The organism is Streptomyces sp. NRRL F-5135 (genome assembly GCF_000719775.1).
In the GTDB taxonomy this organism is placed as follows: Bacteria; Actinomycetota; Actinomycetes; order Streptomycetales; family Streptomycetaceae; genus Streptomyces; species Streptomyces hebeiensis.
The window spans coordinates 296,178-315,411 of record NZ_JOHR01000001.1 but is presented as its reverse complement, the minus strand read 5'-3'; the positions used below and the strand labels follow the sequence as shown (position 1 = coordinate 315,411).

Below are 19,234 nucleotides of genomic sequence, written 5' to 3'. Positions count from 1 at the left end.
CGTCCGTGACCGGTCATCCGTGACATCCTCGTGCGCGTACCCGCCGAATCGTCCCAGGCACGGGCACGGGGGCCGCGCCCAGCGGTGCCCGGCGCACGCCTGCGCCCATCAAAGGACCATGGCAGCACTTCGCGCCAGCCGGAACCGGCATCCGGCGGCACGAAGCCGGGCCGAGCACCGGGGGAGCGCCGAGCACCGGGGCAGCGTTGAGCGGGCGCGGCCGCGGGGCCGGGCGGCGGTCAGGGTTCGAAACGGTTCAGGTCGCCGGGCAGACCGGCGTCCGGTTGCGGCACCTCCCCGAAGTCCTCGTCGTCGCTGTCCACGCGGAGCCGGTTGATCACGGACTCCAACGCGGCCGGCAGCGTCGGATGGTTCCCGTCCCGGCACTGGCTGAGCAGATCGTGCCGTACGGATTCCGGCAGCAGGGAACGCAGGGAGGACAGCGCCGACGGAGCCGCGGTCCTGGGCGGGCCGGACAGCTCCCGGGACTGCGCCCGCCAGTAGGCGGCGTCCTTGAACTCCGCGCGCTGCTGGTGGGCGAGGAAGAGACAGAAGGCGGCGGTCCGGTTGCCGCCCCCCGCGGCGAACTGCCACCAGAACTGGGCCGCGTCCTGATGTCCGGTCAGGTGCAGCAGCGCGGCGAAGACGACCGCGCCCTCGGGGTCGATCCGGTCCTGGTCGACCAGACGGGCCAGACCGGTCGCCGCCTCCGGGGTGTTGAGCACGAGCGCGACGGCCAGGTCGAGGTCGTGTGCGGCCTGTTCGTGCGCGGAGAGATGACGCCGGGGCACCCCGCCCGCGTCCGCGGCGGGTATCTCCTCCGCCGCGGCCCGGGCCGCGATCCGCCGGCGCGCGGCTTCGACGTCGTAGTCGTCGTAGGTGTCGGTGAGGACTTCCGCGTCCTCCAGCAGGACTTCCATCGGGGCGGTTTCTTCGGTACGGCGCACGGTTCACTCTCCCCTCTCGGTTTCCCTGACGTCCAGGTCCTTGGCGAGTCGTCGCCGGGCATGGCGTACGTGGGAGCGGACGGTGGCGACCTCGATGCCGAGGTACTCGGCGACTTCCTCGTCCGGGACGTGCAGGACGTAGCGGAGCACGATCACGTCGTACTGCCGCTCGGGAAGCCGGGCGATGGCCCCGTAGAGCCCGATCTCCCCTTGCAGGACGGCGAACTGGTCCCGCATCTCGTACAACAGGAGCTTGCGGATCGCGGCGTGGAAGGCGGCGGTGTCCACCAGGACGGGCTGCAGACCGTGCTGGTGCAGCCACCGGGCCACCTCCTCCTTCAGGACCGCCCACGCGTACCGCGCGACCGACTCCTGCTCCAGGACATGGGGCCAGTGTCGCAGCAGCCGGGCGCAGGTGGCGTCCACCACCCCCTCGGCGGCCGATCTGTTGCCGACCTGGGTGTGCGCGTAACGCAGCCACAGCTTGTGGTGGTGCGCCTGAAAAGCGTCAAACGTCAACTCGAGCCGCCGCACGGGTCGGTGGTCATATAAGTGATATGAACCACGGTTGTCCACGCCCTGGGCGCCGTCGGTGGCGGAGGCCATCAGAAGCCGCTCCTCTCGACGGCGCTCCGGGCCACCACCGCGGTTTCCGGATCGACGAGCACGGTTGCCCCGTTCCCTGGGCACCACGCCGCTCCACTGCGGGCGGCGTCGGTGCGGGAGGTGCTCCCTCCCACTTGTCAGCCAACCGGATGTCCGCCCCCACCGTGCAGGGGACCCCCAGGCTTTTTCGCTGACAGTCATCATATGATTACGCATGCGTCGGGTGGTGTCGCGGGTGACTGCCGGGTTCCCGCCGGTCCCACCAGGCCTCCCGTGCAACGAGGTTGGGGCCTCCCGTACGGTTGTCCGTGCCCATGGACGGGCAGGTGGCAGGTGTCAGGTTCCGATGGCCTGCCGAACGGGAAGCGGGGGCGCGCGGTGGGGGACAGCGGTGCGGTGGATCTTGAGCTGGACCGGGCGCACTCCGCCCGGATGTACGACTACTATCTGGGCGGGACGACCAACTTCCCGGCCGACCGGGAGGCGGCGGCGCGTGCCATCGCCGCGTTCCCGTCCATCCTGACCACCGCCCGGATCAACCGGCGCTTCATGCACCGGTCCGTCCGCTTCCTCGCCCGGCAGGGCATGACCCAGTTCCTCGATATCGGCACCGGCATCCCCACCTCGCCCAATCTGCACGAGGTGGCCCAGCGGGAGGTGCCGCGGGCGCGCGTCGTCTACACCGACAACGACCCGATCGTCCTGGCGCACGCTCGCGCGCTGCTCCGCAGCAGACCCGAGGGGCGCACCGCGTACGCCCACGCCGATGTCACCGACCCCGAGGCCCTGCTCGCCGCGCCCGAGATCCGGCGGACGCTCGACTTCGGCCGCCCCGTCGCGCTCAGTCTGAACGCGCTGCTGCACTTCGTGACCGACGACCACGGCGCCCACGCCATCATGGAGCGGCTCAAGGACGAGCTGCCCTCCGGCAGCATGCTCGCGATCGCCCATGTCACGACGGAGTTCGATCCCGAGGGCATCGCCCGGCTCACCGCCGCCTACCGGGCCGCGGGCACCCCGGGACAGGCGCGCACGCGCGAGGAGATCGCCCGGTTCTTCGCGGGCTGGGAGCTGCTGGACCCCGGGATCACCCCCTCGCACCGGTGGCGCCCCGACCCCGAGGACATCGCGGCGGGCGACAGCGACCAGGCGGCGGCGTGCTACGCGGGCGTGGCCCGCAAACCGTAGCCGAAGCCTCCTCGGCGGAACCTACGTCCGGCCCTCCGGCGCACCGCACCCGCAGGGCGCCCGGGGTGCCGCGGGCCCGGTGGCGAGGCCGGCCTCGACCTCGTCCAGGGCGCGCCGGGCCGCGGCGATCCGGGCGAGCAGCGCCGTCCGTGACTCCTCGCCTCCGGGGCCGGCCACGGGGGCCTCGTGCCCCGGTGCCTCCTCCAGTTCCCGTGCCTCCTCCAGGGAGTTGATCACGACGCCGATCAGCAGGTTCACCAGCAGGAACGAGCCCAGCAGCACGAACGAGGCGAAGTAGACGATGGTCCAGCGGGAGATCTCCAGCCCGCCCCGGACGGCGTCGCCGAGACCGTCCAGCGTGATCAGCAGGAACAGGGTGAGGGCCGCGCGGCCGAGCGAGCCGTAGTGCTCCGGATCCTCGGCGGCGAAGAACATCCAGCCCACCATGGCGTACAGGTACAGCAGCAGGGCGCCGACGAGTACGAAACTCAGCGTGCCCGGCAGGCTCTTGCCGACCGCGACGATGACGACGCGCAACTGCGGCAGGAAGCGGGCCGCGCGCAGCACCCGTGCCAGCCGGAGCAGCCGCAGTACGGTCGCGTTCTCGCGGGCCAACGGGGTGAACGCCAGCGTGATGACCGCCAGGTCGAAGACGTTCCACGGGTCGCGGAAGAAGTCCTTCGGGCGGTCCGCGAACGTGGCCGCGCGCAGCAGGATCTCCGCGGTGAACGCGGCGAGGAAGAGGTGCTCGGCGAGCCTCAGCTCCTCGCGCCACTCGTGCACCGCTCCGGTGTACGTCTCGATGCCCAGCAGGCCGGCGTTGCCGACGATGAGGCAGAACACCGCGGCGGTGAAGGGGCCGGACTCCACGATGCTCCGGCTGCGTCCGGCGAGCGCCGGCCCTAACCGGCGCGGACCGCTCGTGGCGTCGGACATCTCATGAACCATTCTCGAACGGGGAGTTACGGGTCAAAGGGATATAAGGGATACAAGGGGGCGTGGGAGCAGGTGAGCGGCCGGTGCCCGGGGCGGGGCACCGGCCGCTCGGCCGCCTCGTCAGGCGGCGGTCGGCGAGCCGGCCGAAGGGCCGACCAGTTCCTCCAGGACGTCCTCCATCGTCACGAAGCCGATGACGGTCCCCTTGTCCCCGGTGACGGCCGCCAGGTGCGTCCCGGCGGCACGCATCGCCGTCATGGTGTCGTCCAGCGGGGTGTCGATCTCGACCCGGACCATCGTGTGCAGCGCGCTCCGGGGGAAGGGGCGGGAGCGTTCCGCGGCACCGAGTGCGTCCTTGATGTGCAGGTAGCCGAGGATGGTCCGGTCCGGTCCGGTGACCGGCAGCCGGGAGAAGCCGGTGGACACGGCCGTCCGCTCCAGCTGCTGCGGAGTGATCCGGTGGTCCACGGTCGCCGTACGGGCCAGCGGGACCATCACCTCGCCCACCGGGCGGGTGCCCAGCTCCAGGGCGTCTCGCAGCCGCTCCCCGTCCGCCGGGTCCAGCAGTCCGGCCTCGCTGGAGTCGTCGACCATGCGGGCCAGCTCGTCGTCGGTGAAGACGGCGGCGACCTCGTCCTTGGGCTCGACCTTCAGCAGCCGCAGGATGGCGTTGGCGAACGCGTTGATCCCGAAGATCACCGGACGCAGCGCCCGGGTCAGCCAGACCAGCGCGGGACCGAGCGCGAGCGCGGTGGGCGCGGGCGCGGCCAGCGCGATGTTCTTCGGGACCATCTCGCCGACCAGCATGTGCAGATACGTGGCCAGGGTCAGGGCGATCACGAACGCGATCGGATGGATCAGCGCCTCGGGCACCCCGGCCGCCTCGAAGGGCGGCTCCAGCAGATGGGCGATCGCCGGCTCCGCGACGGCGCCCAGGACCAGCGAGGAGATGGTGATGCCGAGCTGCGCGGTGGCCATGGCCGCCGACAGGTGTTCCAGGCCCCACAGGGTGCTCTTCGCGCGGCGGCTGCCCTTGAGCGCCTGCGGCTCGATCTGGCTGCGCCGCACGGAGATCAGGGCGAACTCGGCGCCGACGAAGAACGCGTTGGTGAGCAGGGTGAGCGCGCCGATGGCGAGCTGGAGGCCGGTCATCGCGCGTCTCCCGCGTACTCGGTGGCCGGGAGGGGCGCGGTGACCCGCACCCGGTCGGCCTGGTGGTGCTCGATCCGCAGGACGGCGAACAGCCATCCGTCGACCTCGACCGTGTCGGTCAGGACGGGGAGCCGTTCCAGACGCGTCGCCAGCAGCCCGGCGAGCGTCTCGTAGGGACCCTCGGGTGCCTGGAAGCCGATCTCCTCCAGTTGGTCGAGCCTGATGCCGCCGTCCGCCTCCCAGACCCGCCGGCCGTCCTCGGCCGCCGGGCAGGGGGCGAGGTCGGGTGTCTGGTCCGGGTCGTGCTCGTCGCGTACCTCGCCGATGACCTCCTCGACGATGTCCTCGACCGTGGCGACCCCGGCCGTACCGCCGTACTCGTCGATGACCACGGCCATCGTCCGCGCCTCGCGCAGCCGCCGCAGCAGCCGGTCGACGGGCAGCGAGTCCGGTACGAGGAGCGGTGTGCTGGCCAGGTCGGTGACGGGGGTACCGGCCCGCTTCTCCTCGTCCAGCGCCAGCACGTCACGGATGTGGATCGTGCCGATCACCTCGTCCAGGCTGTCGCGGTAGACGGGGAACCGGGAGAGTCCGGTGGCCAGGGTCAGGTTGGCGGCGTCCGCGGCCGTGGCGTGGGCCTCCAGGGCCTGGACGTCCACGCGCGGCGTCATCACGTTCTCCGCGGTCAGCTCGGCCAGGTGCAGGGTTCGTACGAACAGCTCGGCCGAGTCCGCCTCGATGGCTCCCTCGCGCGCGGAGTGCCGGGCCAGCGCGACCAGCTCCTCGGGGGTGCGGGCCGAGGCCAGCTCCTCCGCGGGCTCCAGGCCGAGGCGCCGTACCAGCCGGTTCGCGGTCTCGTTCAGGTGGTGGATCAGTGGCCCGAACGCGGCGGTGAACACGCGCTGCGGGCCCGCCACGACCTTGGCGACGGTGAGCGGGCTGGAGATCGCCCAGTTCTTGGGGACCAGTTCACCGATCACCATCAGCACCACGGTGGACAGCGCGACGCCGAGCAGGGTGGCGACCGTGGGCACCATGCCCCCGGGCAGGCCGACGGACGTCAGGGGCCCGTGCAGCAGCGTGGCCAGGGAGGGCTCGGCGAGCATGCCGATGACCAGGGAGGTCACCGTGATGCCGAGCTGGGCGCCGGAGAGCTGGAAGGTCAGCCGCTTGGCCGCCGCCAGCGCGCCGGAGGCGCCCCGCTCACCGGCCGCGGCGGCGCGTTCGAGCTCGCTCCGCTCCACGGTGGTCAGCGAGAACTCGGCCGCGACGAACACCGCGCAGGCGAGCGTCAGGGCGAGGGCGAGAAGCAGCAGGAGTACTTCGGTCACCGTGCCACCTCCGCTCCATGGCTCGGCGGGGCGGATATGGCACGGCTCGTACTGGGAGGCTCACCCATTGCGGGACCGCAGCTCCTAACTCTGGTCAGGTGGTGAAGGCGGGGTGGGTACCCCGGCCACCAATGGTAAAGGAAACGCAAAGCAATGCAATGGCCCGGGAAAACGTCGGCCACCGTCCTGGCGGGATTCCGTACGGCGGGCCCGGTCCGGGTGCCGTTCAGCGCACGGTGTCGAAGTCCGTTCCCACGGTCAGCGTCACCTCGCCCGGTGCGGCCGCCGTGTCCTGCCGGGCCGAACTGCCCGGCACCCGTGAGGACAGGACCTCGGCGGAGTCCTCCAGGCCCTCGGGGTAGTCGACCTCGGTCCGTTCGGCGGGCTCCGGCGCGTTGCCGACCCCCGAGACCGTGAACCCGGCGGTACGCAGGGTGTCCGCGACCTTGGCGGCCCGCCCCGGGATCCCCGTTCCGTTGAGGACCCGGACCCGTACCGTACGGGCGTGGACCGGCCGGGCGGCGTCGGCCTCGAGCTTCTCCTTGTCGACCTCCCGGTCCTTGGCCAGGGCGTCGAACAGGTCGGCGGCCTGTGGGTACTGCCACACCACATTGGCCTTGTCGCTCGGCACGTCGGCCTCCCGCGCGTAGTTCGGCACGGTCACGAAGGTCAGCCGGTCGCGCGGTATGCCGTTGACCTCGGAGGCCAGACCGGCGAGCGGTTTGATGCCGGCCAGTTCCCTGTCGGTGGTCAGTGACCTGGTGGCCGAGTCCAGGAAGCCGTACATCGCGTCCGGGCTGCTCAGCCGCTGCTGTGCCTTGGCGGCCAGCGCCTCCATGAACTCCTGCTGCCTGCCGATGCGCCCCAGGTCGGAGCCGTCGCCGGTGCTGTAGCGCGTCCGCACGTAGCCCAGGGCCTCCTCGTCGCGGACCGTCTGGCAGCCGGCGGCCAGATCGAGGCTCGCCTTCTTGTCGTTGATCGGCTCCTCGGGGCAGACCTCGATGCCGTCCAGCGCGTTGACCATGCCCTTGAAGCCCTGGAAGTCGACCGACATGAAGTGGTCGATGCGCAGGCCGGTGTTCTGCTCCACCGTCTTGATGGTGCAGGCGGCGGCCCCGGCGACCTCGCCGCTCGTTCCGCCGATGGCGAACGATTCGTTGATCTTGAAGTGGTGCGGGTCGGACGTCGTGCCGTCGCCCCGGTCGCAGGAGGGGATGTCCACCCAGGAGTCCCGGGGGAGCGAGACCACCGTGGCCCACTTCCGGTCGGCCGACAGGTGCAGCACCATCAGCGTGTCCGACTGCATGGTCGACAGACCCTTGCCGTACGCGGAGTTGGCGCCGTCCCGGGAGTCGGAGCCGACGACGACGATGTTCTTGGAGCCGGGGCTCAGGTTGACCGGCCGCCCGCCACCGATCTTGTTGTCCAGGTCGGCGGCGTGGATGTTGCCGTTCAGGCTCTGGTAGATCCAGGCCGCGGCCCCGCCGGCGCCGACGAGCAGCACCGCCAGCGCGACACCGGACCAGACGACTATTCGCCCCCGCCGGGTCAGCCGGGTCCGGCCGCCGCCCGGCGCTCCGGCCGGTGTGCCGGCGACCGCCCGGCCGGCGCGCTTGGCGCGGCGCGGCGCGCGGCGGTCGGCGGCGGGGCCGGAGCGGTGGCCTGCCGGCTCGCCCGCGGCGCGGCCGGCGCCGCCGTCGCCCTCCCGGCCCGTCGCGTGCCCGCGGGCCCCGGCGGAGTTCGGCCGCCCCCTGGAATTACCGCCCATGCTGCTCCTTCGTGCCCCGTCGTCGGCATGGCCACGCCTAGACTCTACTGGCTCTACAGGTGTGTAGAAGCAGCCCCCTTCCCGGTTCCCCGCACGGTGGCGCGGACAATTTCTACAGTGTTGTAGATTTACGGAAGTGCCTCACCGGCACCACGCCGCGCCGGGCAGTCCGGCGCGCCCGGATCGAAGGACGGACGAAGGGAAACGACATGGGTGTGAGCCTCGCCAAGGGCGGAAACGTCTCGCTGAGCAAGGAGGCTCCCGGTCTGACCGCCGTGCTCGAGGGCGACGACGAGACCATCAAGGTCGACCTGGCGACCGTCCCGGCCCAGGTGTCGAAGATCGTCTTCCCGGTCTCCATCCATGACGCCGAGTCCCGGGGCCAGAGCTTCGGCCAGGTCCGCAACGCCTTCATCCGCGTGGTCAACCAGGCGGGCGGCGCCGAACTGGCGCGCTACGACCTGAGCGAGGACGCCTCGACCGAGACCGCGATGGTCTTCGGCGAGCTGTACCGGCACGGCGCGGAGTGGAAGTTCCGCGCCATCGGCCAGGGGTACGCCTCCGGGCTCGCCGGGATCGCCTCCGACTACGGTGTCAACATCTGACCGTCCCGCGTCACCGCCGCGCGGCGGCGCCGGCCGTCGGCGCGTGCGCGCCGGGCACGTTCCGGTACGCCGCGCGCGGCGGTCCGCACCCGCGACAGCTCCTCCCCCACCCGTACTCGCCTCCGAGACCGTTCCAGGAGTCACCGTTGAGCATCAACCTCTCCAAGGGCCAGCAGATCAGCCTGACCAAATCGGGCGGGGGCGAACTCACCCTCGTCCGCATGGGGCTCGGCTGGCAGGCAGCGCAGAAGAAGGGCTTCTTCGCGCGGATGACCGCGAAGGAGATCGACCTGGACGCGTCGGCGCTGCTCTTCGCCGACAAGCAGGCCGTGGACGTCGTCTTCTTCCAGCACCTGACGAGCGACGACGGCTCCGTGCGGCACACCGGCGACAACCGCGTCGGGGGAGCCGGGCAGGGCGGTGATGACGAGTCGATCCTCGTGGACCTGAAGCGGGTGCCCGTCCACGTCGACCAGATCGTGTTCACCGTGAACTCCTTCACCGGTCAGACCTTCGAGGAGGTCGAGAACGCCTTCTGCCGCCTCGTGGACGAGACCACCGGCCAGGAACTGGCCCGGTACACCCTCACCGGTGGTGGCGCGCACACCGCGCAGATCATGGCCAAGGTGTTCCGCTCCGGCGACGGCTGGCAGATGGGCGCCATCGGCTCCCCGGCCGAGGGCCGTACGTTCCAGGACCTCATGCCGGCCGTCGCGCCGCACCTGTGAGACCCGGGGCCCCTCCCCACGGCCGTCGGGCCGCGGTACGGGCGGACCGTCCGGCCGGAGCCCTCCCGCCGAACCAGAACCGAACCAGACCCTGAAACAGGAGATACCCGTGGCCCTGTGGGACCGCATCAAGGATTCCGCCGCGTCGATGCAGACGCAGCTCAACGCCAAGAAGAACGACCTCAAGAGCGGTGCCTTCCGGGACGCCAGCATGGCCATGTGCGCGCTGGTCGCCGCCGCCGACGGCTCCATCGACGCCTCCGAGCGCCAGCGCGTCGCCGGGCTCATCATGAGCAACGACGTCCTGCAGAACTTCCCCGCGGAAGACCTCCAGGCACGGTTCAACGACTACTGCCAGAAGCTGACGGCCGACTTCGACTTCGGCAAGGTCGGTGTCCTGCAGACCATCGGAAAGGTCGCCAAGAAGCCGACCGAGGCCCGCGCGGTCATCCAGATCGGCATCGTCATCGGCGGCGCCGACGGCGACTTCGACGAGCAGGAGCGCGCGGTCGTCCGGGAGGCGTGCTTCGCCGTCGGCATCTCCCCGAGCGAGTTCGACCTCTGATCCCACCTCTGGACAGACCCCCACCGGGGTCTGACGAGCACCGCAGCGGCACCGCGCGGGCCCGGCCGGCACCGGGCCCGACGCACCCGCGCGTTCACCACCGGTCCGGCCGCGCGAGTTCCCGTGCCAGACGCCGGTGCGTACGGTGTTCGTGGTAGAGGCGGCCCACCAGCGCCCCGCCGTAGACCACGAAACCCACGCCGACCAGCCACGACTGAAGGACGAGGACCGTCCCGAAGGGCCCGTAGGTCACCGCGTTCGAGGCGATCAGCGGCGAGAACACCAGCCGGGAGAACACGCGCAGCCCGAGCAGCCCCAGCGCGGTCGCGGCGGCGCCCGGCGCCAGCGCACGCCACCGTACCCGGCCGGCGAGCAGCAGCCGCTGGGACCACCAGAAGAACAGGAAGGTCCCCACGACGTCGCCCACCGTGATCAGGATCCCCTCCGTAGTGGACGCGGAGGTGACGGGGGTGTTGACGAAGCCGACGAGGAAACCGACGAGGACCGCCAGCCACACGACGTGCCGCCACATCGTGTGCCAGCGGGCCGTCGGCAGCTCCCAGACCCGCTCGTAACCCGTCTGCACGGCGCCCCCGAAGGTCAGCCCGAACGCGGCGAGCGCGGCCAGCCCGAACGCGGTCGTCCGCTGGAGCGCCTGCCCCGGCCGGCCGAACAGCTGCTGGAGCTCGTCCTGTGACGCCGACGAGACGCCCAGCCCCTGCCCCAGCCACCGCGCGAACCCCTGACCACTCGCGGGGTCGGCCGCCGCGACCAGGATCAGCAGGGGCACCAGGGTCAGGAATCCGAGCGCCGCGAAGCTCATGGCCCGGTGCATCAGCTCCATCTCCCGGCCCCGGTTCCACGCGAGCAGCACGACGGAGTCGGCGACCCCGCGGTACAGCCGCAGGAACCGGTGTCTGTCCACGATGAGCGCGCGCCTCATGCCCATGGGTGTATCCGAGCACGCCGGCGTCCCTGATCGCGACCTGGAACGCCGCCCGTGACGTCGGGCGTTCTCACCGCGGCCGGAGGAGGAGCGCGCCGTCCGGTGCGCGGTCGACACGTGATCCGACTTCCCGGCCGACATCGCTCAGCACGTCCGCCAGCCACTCGACGGCCTCGTACGCGGCGTACCGCAGCCGCATGCGCCGCGCCTGGAAGGGCACCATCCGCACCTCGGCGGCCAGGCCCGTGGCCGGCTCCACCGACACCAAGTACAGCAGGCGCAGGTCGTCGCGGTACGGTTCGTAGCCGCTGATCCCCTCGTAGTCGTTGACGGCGTCGCCGCAGCCGTACAGGACGAGCTTTCCCCGGTACAGCTCGGCGGGGCGCGGATGGTGCGAGGAATGACCGTGCACGACGTCCACGCCGCCGTCGATCAGCGCGTGCGCGAAGCGGGCCTCGTCGCGGGAGACGCGGTAGCCCCAGTTGGGGCCCCAGTGGACCGACGCCACCACGATGTCCCCCGGCCGCTTCAGCCCGCGCACCCGGTCGGTGAGCCGGGCGGCCGCGGCGGCCGAGGGCTCGGCGACCACCGCGACACCGCTCCGCCGCCGTGCCGCGGCCCACCCGGGCGGGACACCGCTGGTCGGCATGGCGAAGGAGAGGACCAGCACCCGGCCGGGGCCGGTGGGGACGATCGCGGGCCGCTCCGCCTCCGCCGCGTCCCGCCCGGCCCCCGCCGTACGCAGCCCGGCCTCCGCCAGGGCGTCGAGCGTCTCGACGAGCCCTCGGCGGCCGAAGTCCAGTACGTGGTTGTTGGCCAGGGCGCAGACGTCCGGGCGGGCGGCGGCCAGCGCGGGCAGATTGTCGGGGGTCATCCGGTAGTGGACGCCCTTGCCGGGCGCGAACTCCCCGCCACGCGTGACACCGGTCTCCAGGTTGATCACGGCGGCGTCGGGGGCCGCCGCGCCCAGAACCTCCAGCGCGTCGCCCCACGGCCAGCCGAACCCGACCGGCCACGGGATCGGTCCGTTCGCGGCCTCCGCGAGCTCGACGTACGTCCGGGCGTCCGTCACGTATCTCTCCCGCAGCGCGGGGTCACCGGGGTGCGGAAGGATCTGGTCGACGCCCCGGCCGAGCATCACGTCACCGCAGAGGAACAGGGTGATCGGACCCGCGTCCACGAGCCCCAGGTTACGCGTTGGCGCCCGGCCCGCGCCGGGGTCCGCCCGCCGCGGCCGCCGGAGTCGTGGAGTCGGCCGCCCGGGCGGAGAATGGATGTCCCCGTCCACCGGGGGCCGGGGACCGCGGACCGGGGCCCGGGGACGACGGGTCGCGCGGTCCGGTACGTACGAAGCGGACCGGCACCGCCGTACGCGACGGTGCCGCGAGGAGCGGGGATGACTGGCTCTGTGGTGGTGGGAATCGACGGCTCCGGGGAAAGCCTGGTCGCGGGCGCCTGGGCGGCGCGCCAGGCGGAACTCCGGGAACTCCCGCTGCGTCTGGTGCGCGCCGTGTCCGCCGCGGTGTCCCCGCCGGAGGAGGACGACGTGCTGGAGCGGGCCCGGGGGCGGTTCACCGAAGGGCGTCCCGGTACGGAGGTGAGCGCCGTCCGCGCCGTGGCCGGCACGCCCTCGGCGGCGCTGCTCGACGCGGCCGGGAGCGCCGGACTGCTGGTGGTCGGAGCGCGCGGGGAGGGCGGATTCGCCGGCCTGGCGATGGGATCGACGGCGCTGGCGGTGGCGGGTGCGGCGCCCTGCCCCGTCGCGGTGGTCCCCCGGCCGGTGGCCGGTCCGGACGGCCGCGCGGGAACGGCCGCGCCGGCCCTGCGGCGCGACGTCGCCGTGGGGGTGAGGTCGCGCGAGGCCGCCCGGCCGGTCCTGGCCTTCGCCTTCCAGGCCGCTCGCCTGCACGGCACGGCGCTGGTGGCGGCGCACGCGTGGGCCCTTCCCGACGGTTCGCCGCGGACGGCCCCGGGTGTGCTCGAAGAGGACCGGGCGACCTGGGAGGACGAGGAGGAACAACGCCTGTCCGATGTGCTCCGACGGTGGCGGCGGGAGTATCCGGACGTCGCGGTCCGGCACGATGTCGTGCTCCTCCACCCGGCGCGGGCGCTGGTGAACCTCTCCCACCGGGCCGGCCTGCTCGTCCTCGGCCGCACCGACGGACGCCGGGCGACCGACGGACGCCGGGTGGCGGAACGGCGCCTCGGCCCGGTGGCCCACGCCGTCCTGCACCACGCGTGCTGCCCGGTCGTCGTCGTGCCCCACGAGTGACCGTTACCGGCCGGTGCGGACCGCCGGAGTGCGCGGCCCGGGAAGGGGACCGGCGGCGGACGCACGCCGTACGCGGGCCGGGCCACGCCGCGCGCGGGCCGCGTCGCCGCCCGCCGACGCCGCTCCTCAGCCGCTCAGCTGCCGAAGAAGAGACCGAATTCCGCGTACAGCTCCGGGGAGACGCGCTTGGTCGCCGCCACCGCTTCCGCGAGCGGCACCCGCACGATGTCCGTGCCCCGCAAGGCCACCATCGTCCCGAAGTCCCCGTCCTTGACGGCGGCCACGGCGTGCAGCCCGAAACGGGTCGCGAGCCACCGGTCGTACGCGCTCGGGGTGCCGCCGCGCTGGATGTGGCCGAGTACCGTCGTCCGTGCGTCCTTCTCCGTACGGCTCGCGATCTCCTGGGTGAGCCAGTCGCCGATGCCGGACAGGCGGACATGCCCGAACTCGTCCCGCGACGCGTCCCTGACCACCATCTGTCCGGCCTTCGGGACCGCGCCCTCGGCGACCACGACGATCGGCGCGGAGCTGATCCGGAAACGGCTCTCCACCCAGACGCACACCTGGTCGATGTCGAACTCCCGCTCGGGAATGAGGATCGCGTTCGCGCCTCCCGCGACGCCCGCGTGCAGCGCGATCCACCCGGAATGGCGTCCCATCAGCTCCACCACGAGCGTCCGCCGGTGCGACTCCGCGGTCGTGTGCAGACGGTCGATCGCCTCGGTCGCGATGTTGACCGCCGTGTCGAAACCGAAGGTGTAGTCGGTGCCGCCGACGTCGTTGTCGATGGTCTTGGGCACCCCGACCAGCCGGACCCCCTCGTTCGCCAGCGCGCTCGCCACGCCGAGCGTGTCCTCACCACCGATCACGATCAGAGCGTCGATCTCGTGCGCGCCCAGGGTGTTCCGCACCCGTGCGACGCCGTCCTCGGCCCGCAGGGGATTGGTGCGCGAGGACCCCAGGATCGTGCCGCCGAGCGGCAGGATGCCCCGGACGGTGGCGATGTCCAGCGGCATGGTCACGTCGTTGACGACCCCGCTCCACCCGTCGACGAAACCGGTGAACTTCCAGGCGTACTCCTGGACCCCCTTGCGGACGACACCGCGGATCACCGCGTTGAGACCGGGGCAGTCGCCCCCGCCGGTCAGAACTCCGATCCGCATGCTCTCTCCCTGACCGTCCTCGCCGCGCCGACGCACCACTCCCTCCGGCCAGGAAACGACACCGGTGAACACCGCGCCACTCGGCCCCGTCCCGGACGCGGAGCGGCCCGAGGCCGGGGCCGGGAGCAGCGGAGTACCCGGCCGGGGCGGGCGAGCACCGGGCCCGAGGCCAGGGGTACCGGTTCGGGGGTCAGGAGTAGCGGGTCACCAGCCCGCGCCGGCGGAAGACGGCCGTCATACGGCCCAGGAAGAGGATCCCCGCCGCCAGCAGCACCGCCGTGCCCGTCGTCGCCCACAGCAGTTCGCCCCAGGGCATGGCCCGCCCCGCGGCCAGCTCCCGTCCCACGGCGAACAGATGCGTGGTGGGCAGCAGTTCGGCCACCGGTCGCAGCGGCGCCGGCAGGGTCGAGACCGGGTAGAACACACCGGAGAGCGGCATCACCACGGACAGCGCGCCCCAGACAAGCGCCTCCGCCCCGCTGCCGTACCGCAGCACGAGCCCGACCACCACGAGCGCGACCGACCAGCCGCAGGTCAGCAGCAGCGCGGCCAGGGGAAGCAGGCCGAGACCGAGGTCCGTCACGTCGAAGGCGTAGGCGGCCAAGGCCAGCGCCGCCACCGCGGCCGTGCTCAGCGCGGTACGCAGCAGCGCGAAGGCGCCCACGCCCGCCAGGTACTCCCAGCCCCGGGTCGGCGTGGTCAGCAGCCCCATCACATTGCGCGACCAGGTCTCCTCGAGAAAACCGGTCGCGAGCGAGATCTGCGTCTGGTGGACCAGATGCCACAGGACCGTACCGCTGAGCAGGAAGACCATGACCGCCGTGACCTCGCCCCCGGCGCCGGCGGCCGCCGCCGCGTCGGCGGCGAACAGGCCGATCGAGCCGTACAGCAGCGTGTCGACCACGGGCCACACGAAGACGTCGAAGAACCGGTGCGGGCTGCGGAGCAGCAGCAGCCAGTGCCGGCGGGCGACCGCGAGGACGCGGTGGGCCGAGGCGGCCCGGGGCGTGCGCAGCGCGAGGCCGGTGGCCGTCACGCGAGTGTCTCCTCGCGGTTGCGGTCGCGGTCGCGGTCGTCCCGTGTTCGGTCCCCGCTCCGGTCCCGCTCCGCCGCCAGGTGCAGGAACACCCCCTCCAGGTCCGCCCGGTCGAACCGCTTCGCCACTTCCGCCGGAGATCCGTCGGCGGAAACCCGTCCCGCGGACAGGAAGACGACCCGCTCGCACAGCTTCGCGACCTCGGCCATGTCATGGCTGGTGACGAGCAGCGCCGTGCCCTCCCGCTCGCACAGGCCGAGCAGCCCGTCGCGCACCCGCAGGGCCACGTCCGGGTCCAGCGCGGCCGTCGGTTCGTCCAGCACCAGCAGCCCGGGCCGGTGCAGCACGGCCTTCGCCAGCCCCACCAACGTACGCTGCCCGCTGGACAGTTCCGTGCCGATGGACTGCGCCAGATGTTCGATGCGCCACTGCTCCAACACCTCCCGTACGGCACGGCCCGGATACCGCAGCCCGTACAGGTCGGCGTACATCCGCAGGTACTCGTGCACGCGCAGCCGGTCGGGCAGCGGGAGATAGCCGGCCGCGAAACCCACGCGCGCCATGGCCGCCGCGCGCCGGGCCGGAAGGGGGTGCCCGAAGAGCTCGACACTGCCCGAGTCCTGTTCGATCACGCCCAGGCACATCAGGAGGGTGGTCGTCTTGCCAGCCCCGTTGGGGCCGAGCAACGCGACGCGCTCCCCCTCGCGCACCAGGAGGTCGACCCGGTCGACGGCGCGGCCGCGGCGGAACTCCTTGACCAGAGCACGGGCGGTCAGGAGCGGCGCCCCGGTCACGCCCCGGCCTCCGGCGCGGGGGCGGTCTCCGGCGGGCCGGGATCGTCGAGTGGCGCGGGTTCCGCCAGCGACCAGACGCGCTCCGCGCGCAGCGGCCCGCCGCGTGCCAGCAGCGCGCCGTGGTCGACGGCGAGCGGCGCGAGTTGCGAGGCGTACGCGAGCACCGCCGCGCGTTTGCGCGCCCACTCCTGGTCCGTGAGGACCCGTTCGTACGCCGGCCGCGTCCGGTACCGGCTCACGATCTCCTGGTAGGAGAGGCCGAAGTCCCGGTCCTGGGCGAGCGACACCTCCACGTCCGGGGCCGCCCACCGCGCCGTGTGTCCCGTGTAGGGCAGGTCGGCGTAGACGAGGGGGAGCGGCCTGCCGAGCTTGTCGAGGATGAGCAGGGCCCGGTCCCGGACCTTCGCGTGGTCGGGCTGGTTGGTGCCCAGCGGGACCAGTACGCGGGTCTCGGCCGGGAGGTCGGAGAGGTACGTGTCGATCTCGTGGAGCGCACCGCCGTCGCCGTACGGACCGTCCGGATGGTTGAGGACGACGTGGTCCACCCCGAGCAGCGCGCACGCCCGCGCGTCCTCCGCCAGCCGGGCCAGATGCGCCTCGCCCGCGGAGGAGAACCCGCAGGTGCGGTCCCACCAGGAGATCTCGTGCCCCGGGGCCGGCGCGCCCCCGTGGACGGTCACGACGCACACGGGCGAGGGGAGAGCCGGGATCAGCCCGGCCAGCGAGAGCGCCGCGTCGTCGAAGTGCGGGGAGAGGATCACGGTGGCGGGCGGCGCGGAGGACGGTGACTGCGAGGTCATGCGGAGGAACGCTCCTTGGAGTCGGGGACGGGGACGGGGACGGCGACGGGGGAGGGGACGCGGGCGCGGTCACGGCGGACAGCGGGACGCGGCACGCGCGGGACGGCGACGCGGGAGACGACGGAGTACGCGGGGCGGCGCTCGGTCACGGGACCCGCCCGGCGGAGACGAAACGTATGTCCTGGAACACGGCGTCCCACGCGGCGTCGTCCCCCTGCCACCGACCCGGCACCTCCGCCACCGTGCCCCACGTGATCCCGGGCCCCAGCGCCTCCGCGTCCACCGGCGGAGTCCGGCGCAGCCAGAGCAGATCGAACCGGTGTCCTGGGTGCGCCGTCGCGATGACCAGCCGCAATCGGCGCAGATCCGCGGCGGTGACCTCGTCGAAGGCGTCGTGATGCACGTACAGCACCCGGGCCGGCGAATCGGCGAGCCCGCGCCACCGGTCGGCCAGCGCGACGAACTTGGCGCGGACGGCGGGGAGTTGCGAGTCGATGTCCGACTGGCTGAGCGCGCGACCGGACGACGGCCGGAAATCGTGGAAGAAGCGGATGTCGGTGCCCCGGTCCAGTGCGCAGTGGCCGTCGCTGAACGGTTCGACCATTCCGGGCCGCAGCACGCCGGAGAAGTCACCGGCGATGGTTTCCACGACGGACTCGAATTCGAGGTCGAGCCAGTCGAAGAAGTGCGCCCGGTCGTCGCCGGTGATCCGGCGGATCTGGTGGGTGGACTCGCAGTGGTAGCCGAGCCCGACACAGCGGTCGTACATGTCAGTTCTCGCCTCCGGGGCGGCAAGGAGCAGGACGGGGCGGGACGAGCACGGAACGGGGCGGGGCCGGACGGGGAGGACGCGGCGGGCGGCCGAGCGCCGTGGGCGGTGTCGCGCGGCGGCGGATCAGTCGGGCGCGCGCCTCAGGAGCACCCCCACGCTGCCGCGCTTGCTCAAGTACGCGCGCCCCGCGCAGACGGTCTCGACCCGCGGTGGCACCAGGACCCTCTGCTCGGCGACCCGCCACGTGGCGGACCGTTCGAGCCAGGGGAGCAGGCGCAGGTCGAGCGCCTCGGGTTCCAACGAGACGAACAGGAGGCCCGTGGGCAGGCTGTCGAGCAGGGCGAGGTCCTGGTCGTAGTAGAGCATCTCGATCAGCAGGTGGGCGGCGGCCCGGGGCGGCGCGTCCTCCTTGGCCAGCCGGGCGAGGTCCGCGTCGTCCACGGTCACCGACGCCGTACCCGCCAGCGCGGTGGCGAGCCGGGGGCGGAAGACCGCGTTGGGTTCGGTGGCCCGTACGGTGAAGCCCGCGGCGGCGAGCCGCCCGGTCAGCGCTCCCTCGCAGGCGCCCACCTCCACGAGCGGACCGTCGGCGGGGTCCAGGTGCTCCCCGATCCAGGCGGCCGTGGCGTCCAGCCGCTCCCTCTCGTACGGGGAGGTGGCGAACTCCCAGGGGTCCTCGACGGCCGCGGCCCCGTCGTCCAGGCTGGCGAGCAGCGCGAAGAGCCGGTCCCGTTCGTCGGCGGAGGCGTCGAAGAAGCGCTCGGTGGCCGGAACGCGCGCGGTCCCGAGGGCGAACTCGGCCTCCGGCTCGGCCAGGAGAGGTCCGCACCAGCGATTGACGAAGTCCAGCTTCGCCGCGACGCGGGCCGCGTCCAGCGGGCGGTCGAGATCGCTGAGGAACTGGAGGTACGGCGAGTACCCGACCGCGTGGCGCACACCCCGACGCCCCGGTGCCGTCAGTGCGGTCGGTGCGGAGGCGCCGCCGGGAACGCCGTCGGGAGCGGTGCCGCCGAGGGCGGCACGGGCGACGGAGGTGTCCCGGCCCAGCCGTCTGCGGCCGGGCCGGTTGTCCGCCGGGGAGTGCGTCCACACCCGAGGACCGTCCGCCGCGTCCGGGCTTCCGCCGGGCCCGGCTCCGCAGGCGCGGAGGAGCCGGGCGAGGACCTCGGGCCCGGGCGAGGCGGCACCGTTCGCCGCGGGGCCGACGTGACGGCCGAGCAGGGCCAGCCGTTCGTCCGCCCCCGCCCCGGCGGGCAGGACCAGAATCTCGGCACGGTCACCGAGGATCACCCTGGTCTCTCCCGCGTGCGCGTCGGTGAGTACGGACAGGAAGTCGAGGACGGCGTCCTCGGCCCGGAGTACGACAACGATATCGGTCACGGACTTCGGTCCTCGGTGCGGAGCTCTGCGGAGCCGGCGGGGGATCGGGCGGGAAGGCACAAGGCGGCCGGACGACGGGCGGGAGCGCCCGGACCCGGCTGGCAGGGACCCTAGCGCCCACCCTCCAGGTGGTCCAGACCAATTGCCGGAAAGAGGGGCGAAAATCGGCCACCTCCCGAGCGATGCCGGATGCCGTACGGCGCCGCCCGGCACGTCCTCGGCACACGGTTCACGACGCGCGTCTC

At 72.7% G+C, this 19,234-nt stretch carries 20 protein-coding genes; 5 read left to right on the top strand and 15 right to left on the bottom strand.

The genetic code is table 11. From position 1 onward, the window contains the following. Positions 1–239: 239 nt before the first annotated feature. Complete coding sequence (locus IG02_RS0101485) at positions 240–947, bottom strand: hypothetical protein (RefSeq protein WP_234314564.1); 708 nt, start codon at positions 945–947, stop codon at positions 240–242. A gap of 3 nt (positions 948–950) precedes the next feature. Then, positions 951–1,553, bottom strand: coding sequence for an RNA polymerase sigma factor (locus IG02_RS0101480; RefSeq protein ID WP_030740587.1), 603 nt, complete (start codon positions 1,551–1,553; stop codon positions 951–953). Positions 1,554–1,931: 378 nt separating this feature from the next. Here IG02_RS0101480 and IG02_RS0101475 point away from each other — a divergent pair, with 378 nt between their 5' ends. Beyond that, positions 1,932–2,741 carry an SAM-dependent methyltransferase gene (locus IG02_RS0101475; protein ID WP_030740585.1) on the top strand — a complete coding sequence of 270 codons (810 nt, stop codon included), beginning with the start codon at positions 1,932–1,934 and terminating at the stop codon, positions 2,739–2,741. A 21-nt stretch (positions 2,742–2,762) separates the two neighbouring features. Here IG02_RS0101475 and IG02_RS0101470 read toward each other — a convergent pair whose 3' ends face one another. The 4 genes from IG02_RS0101470 to IG02_RS0101455 all read right to left on the bottom strand — a co-directional run bounded on the left by IG02_RS0101470 (position 2,763) and on the right by IG02_RS0101455 (position 7,928). Continuing rightward, positions 2,763–3,677: an ion transporter gene (locus IG02_RS0101470; protein ID WP_037801789.1), complete on the bottom strand. Its 915-nt coding sequence runs from the start codon at positions 3,675–3,677 to the stop codon at positions 2,763–2,765. 120 nt (positions 3,678–3,797) lie between these two features. Beyond that, on the bottom strand, positions 3,798–4,829 hold the full coding sequence (locus IG02_RS0101465) for a hemolysin family protein (protein ID WP_030740581.1): 1,032 nt from the start codon (positions 4,827–4,829) through the stop codon (positions 3,798–3,800). Beyond that, complete coding sequence (locus IG02_RS0101460; RefSeq protein WP_030740579.1) at positions 4,826–6,160, bottom strand: hemolysin family protein; 1,335 nt, start codon at positions 6,158–6,160, stop codon at positions 4,826–4,828. The genes IG02_RS0101465 and IG02_RS0101460 overlap by 4 nt, the downstream gene beginning before the upstream one ends. A 226-nt stretch (positions 6,161–6,386) precedes the next feature. After that, the gene (locus IG02_RS0101455) at positions 6,387–7,928 is read right to left on the bottom strand and encodes an LCP family protein (RefSeq protein ID WP_078854089.1); all 1,542 of its coding nucleotides are present in this window, start codon (positions 7,926–7,928) and stop codon (positions 6,387–6,389) included. A gap of 209 nt (positions 7,929–8,137) precedes the next feature. Between IG02_RS0101455 and IG02_RS0101450 the strand changes: the two genes are divergently transcribed. The 3 genes from IG02_RS0101450 to IG02_RS0101440 all read left to right on the top strand — a co-directional run bounded on the left by IG02_RS0101450 (position 8,138) and on the right by IG02_RS0101440 (position 9,826). Continuing rightward, positions 8,138–8,533 carry a TerD family protein gene (locus IG02_RS0101450; RefSeq protein ID WP_030740573.1) on the top strand — a complete coding sequence of 132 codons (396 nt, stop codon included), beginning with the start codon at positions 8,138–8,140 and terminating at the stop codon, positions 8,531–8,533. A gap of 146 nt (positions 8,534–8,679) precedes the next feature. Continuing rightward, positions 8,680–9,261, top strand: coding sequence for a TerD family protein (locus tag IG02_RS0101445; RefSeq protein WP_030740570.1), 582 nt, complete (start codon positions 8,680–8,682; stop codon positions 9,259–9,261). Between the two features lie 109 nt (positions 9,262–9,370). After that, positions 9,371–9,826 (top strand): tellurite resistance TerB family protein, encoded by a 456-nt coding sequence (locus IG02_RS0101440; RefSeq protein WP_030740567.1) that lies wholly within the window; start codon positions 9,371–9,373, stop codon positions 9,824–9,826. A 94-nt stretch (positions 9,827–9,920) separates the two neighbouring features. Here the strand turns inward: IG02_RS0101440 and IG02_RS0101435 are convergent, their stop codons facing one another. Beyond that, complete coding sequence (locus IG02_RS0101435; protein ID WP_420707697.1) at positions 9,921–10,769, bottom strand: YhjD/YihY/BrkB family envelope integrity protein; 849 nt, start codon at positions 10,767–10,769, stop codon at positions 9,921–9,923. A 73-nt stretch (positions 10,770–10,842) separates the two neighbouring features. Next, complete coding sequence (locus IG02_RS0101430; RefSeq protein WP_030740560.1) at positions 10,843–11,952, bottom strand: CapA family protein; 1,110 nt, start codon at positions 11,950–11,952, stop codon at positions 10,843–10,845. Positions 11,953–12,168: 216 nt separating this feature from the next. On the opposite strand from IG02_RS0101430, the gene IG02_RS0101425 reads away from it, so the two are divergent. After that, positions 12,169–13,044 carry a universal stress protein gene (locus IG02_RS0101425; RefSeq protein ID WP_030740557.1) on the top strand — a complete coding sequence of 292 codons (876 nt, stop codon included), beginning with the start codon at positions 12,169–12,171 and terminating at the stop codon, positions 13,042–13,044. Positions 13,045–13,178: 134 nt separating this feature from the next. Here the strand turns inward: IG02_RS0101425 and IG02_RS0101420 are convergent, their stop codons facing one another. The 7 genes from IG02_RS0101420 to IG02_RS0101390 form a co-directional block, all read right to left on the bottom strand. Next, on the bottom strand, positions 13,179–14,207 hold the full coding sequence (locus IG02_RS0101420) for a 6-phosphofructokinase (protein WP_030740553.1): 1,029 nt from the start codon (positions 14,205–14,207) through the stop codon (positions 13,179–13,181). A 190-nt stretch (positions 14,208–14,397) separates the two neighbouring features. Beyond that, entirely contained in the window at positions 14,398–15,243 is an 846-nt protein-coding gene (locus IG02_RS0101415; RefSeq protein ID WP_051764282.1) for an ABC transporter permease, read from the bottom strand. Then, positions 15,240–16,037, bottom strand: coding sequence for an ABC transporter ATP-binding protein (locus tag IG02_RS0101410; RefSeq protein ID WP_051764281.1), 798 nt, complete (start codon positions 16,035–16,037; stop codon positions 15,240–15,242). Before IG02_RS0101410 ends, IG02_RS0101415 begins: the two co-directional genes overlap by 4 nt. Further along, the gene (locus IG02_RS0101405; protein WP_051764278.1) at positions 16,034–16,837 is read right to left on the bottom strand and encodes a PIG-L deacetylase family protein; all 804 of its coding nucleotides are present in this window, start codon (positions 16,835–16,837) and stop codon (positions 16,034–16,036) included. Before IG02_RS0101405 ends, IG02_RS0101410 begins: the two co-directional genes overlap by 4 nt. Then, positions 16,834–16,986, bottom strand: coding sequence for a hypothetical protein (locus IG02_RS41305; protein WP_158712219.1), 153 nt, complete (start codon positions 16,984–16,986; stop codon positions 16,834–16,836). The genes IG02_RS0101405 and IG02_RS41305 overlap by 4 nt, the downstream gene beginning before the upstream one ends. Continuing rightward, the gene (locus tag IG02_RS0101395) at positions 16,983–17,606 is read right to left on the bottom strand and encodes a DUF1796 family putative cysteine peptidase (RefSeq protein WP_037801990.1); all 624 of its coding nucleotides are present in this window, start codon (positions 17,604–17,606) and stop codon (positions 16,983–16,985) included. Before IG02_RS0101395 ends, IG02_RS41305 begins: the two co-directional genes overlap by 4 nt. Positions 17,607–17,732: 126 nt before the next feature. Continuing rightward, positions 17,733–18,989 carry an SAM-dependent methyltransferase gene (locus IG02_RS0101390; protein ID WP_030740541.1) on the bottom strand — a complete coding sequence of 419 codons (1,257 nt, stop codon included), beginning with the start codon at positions 18,987–18,989 and terminating at the stop codon, positions 17,733–17,735. Between the last annotated feature and the right edge of the window lie 245 nt (positions 18,990–19,234).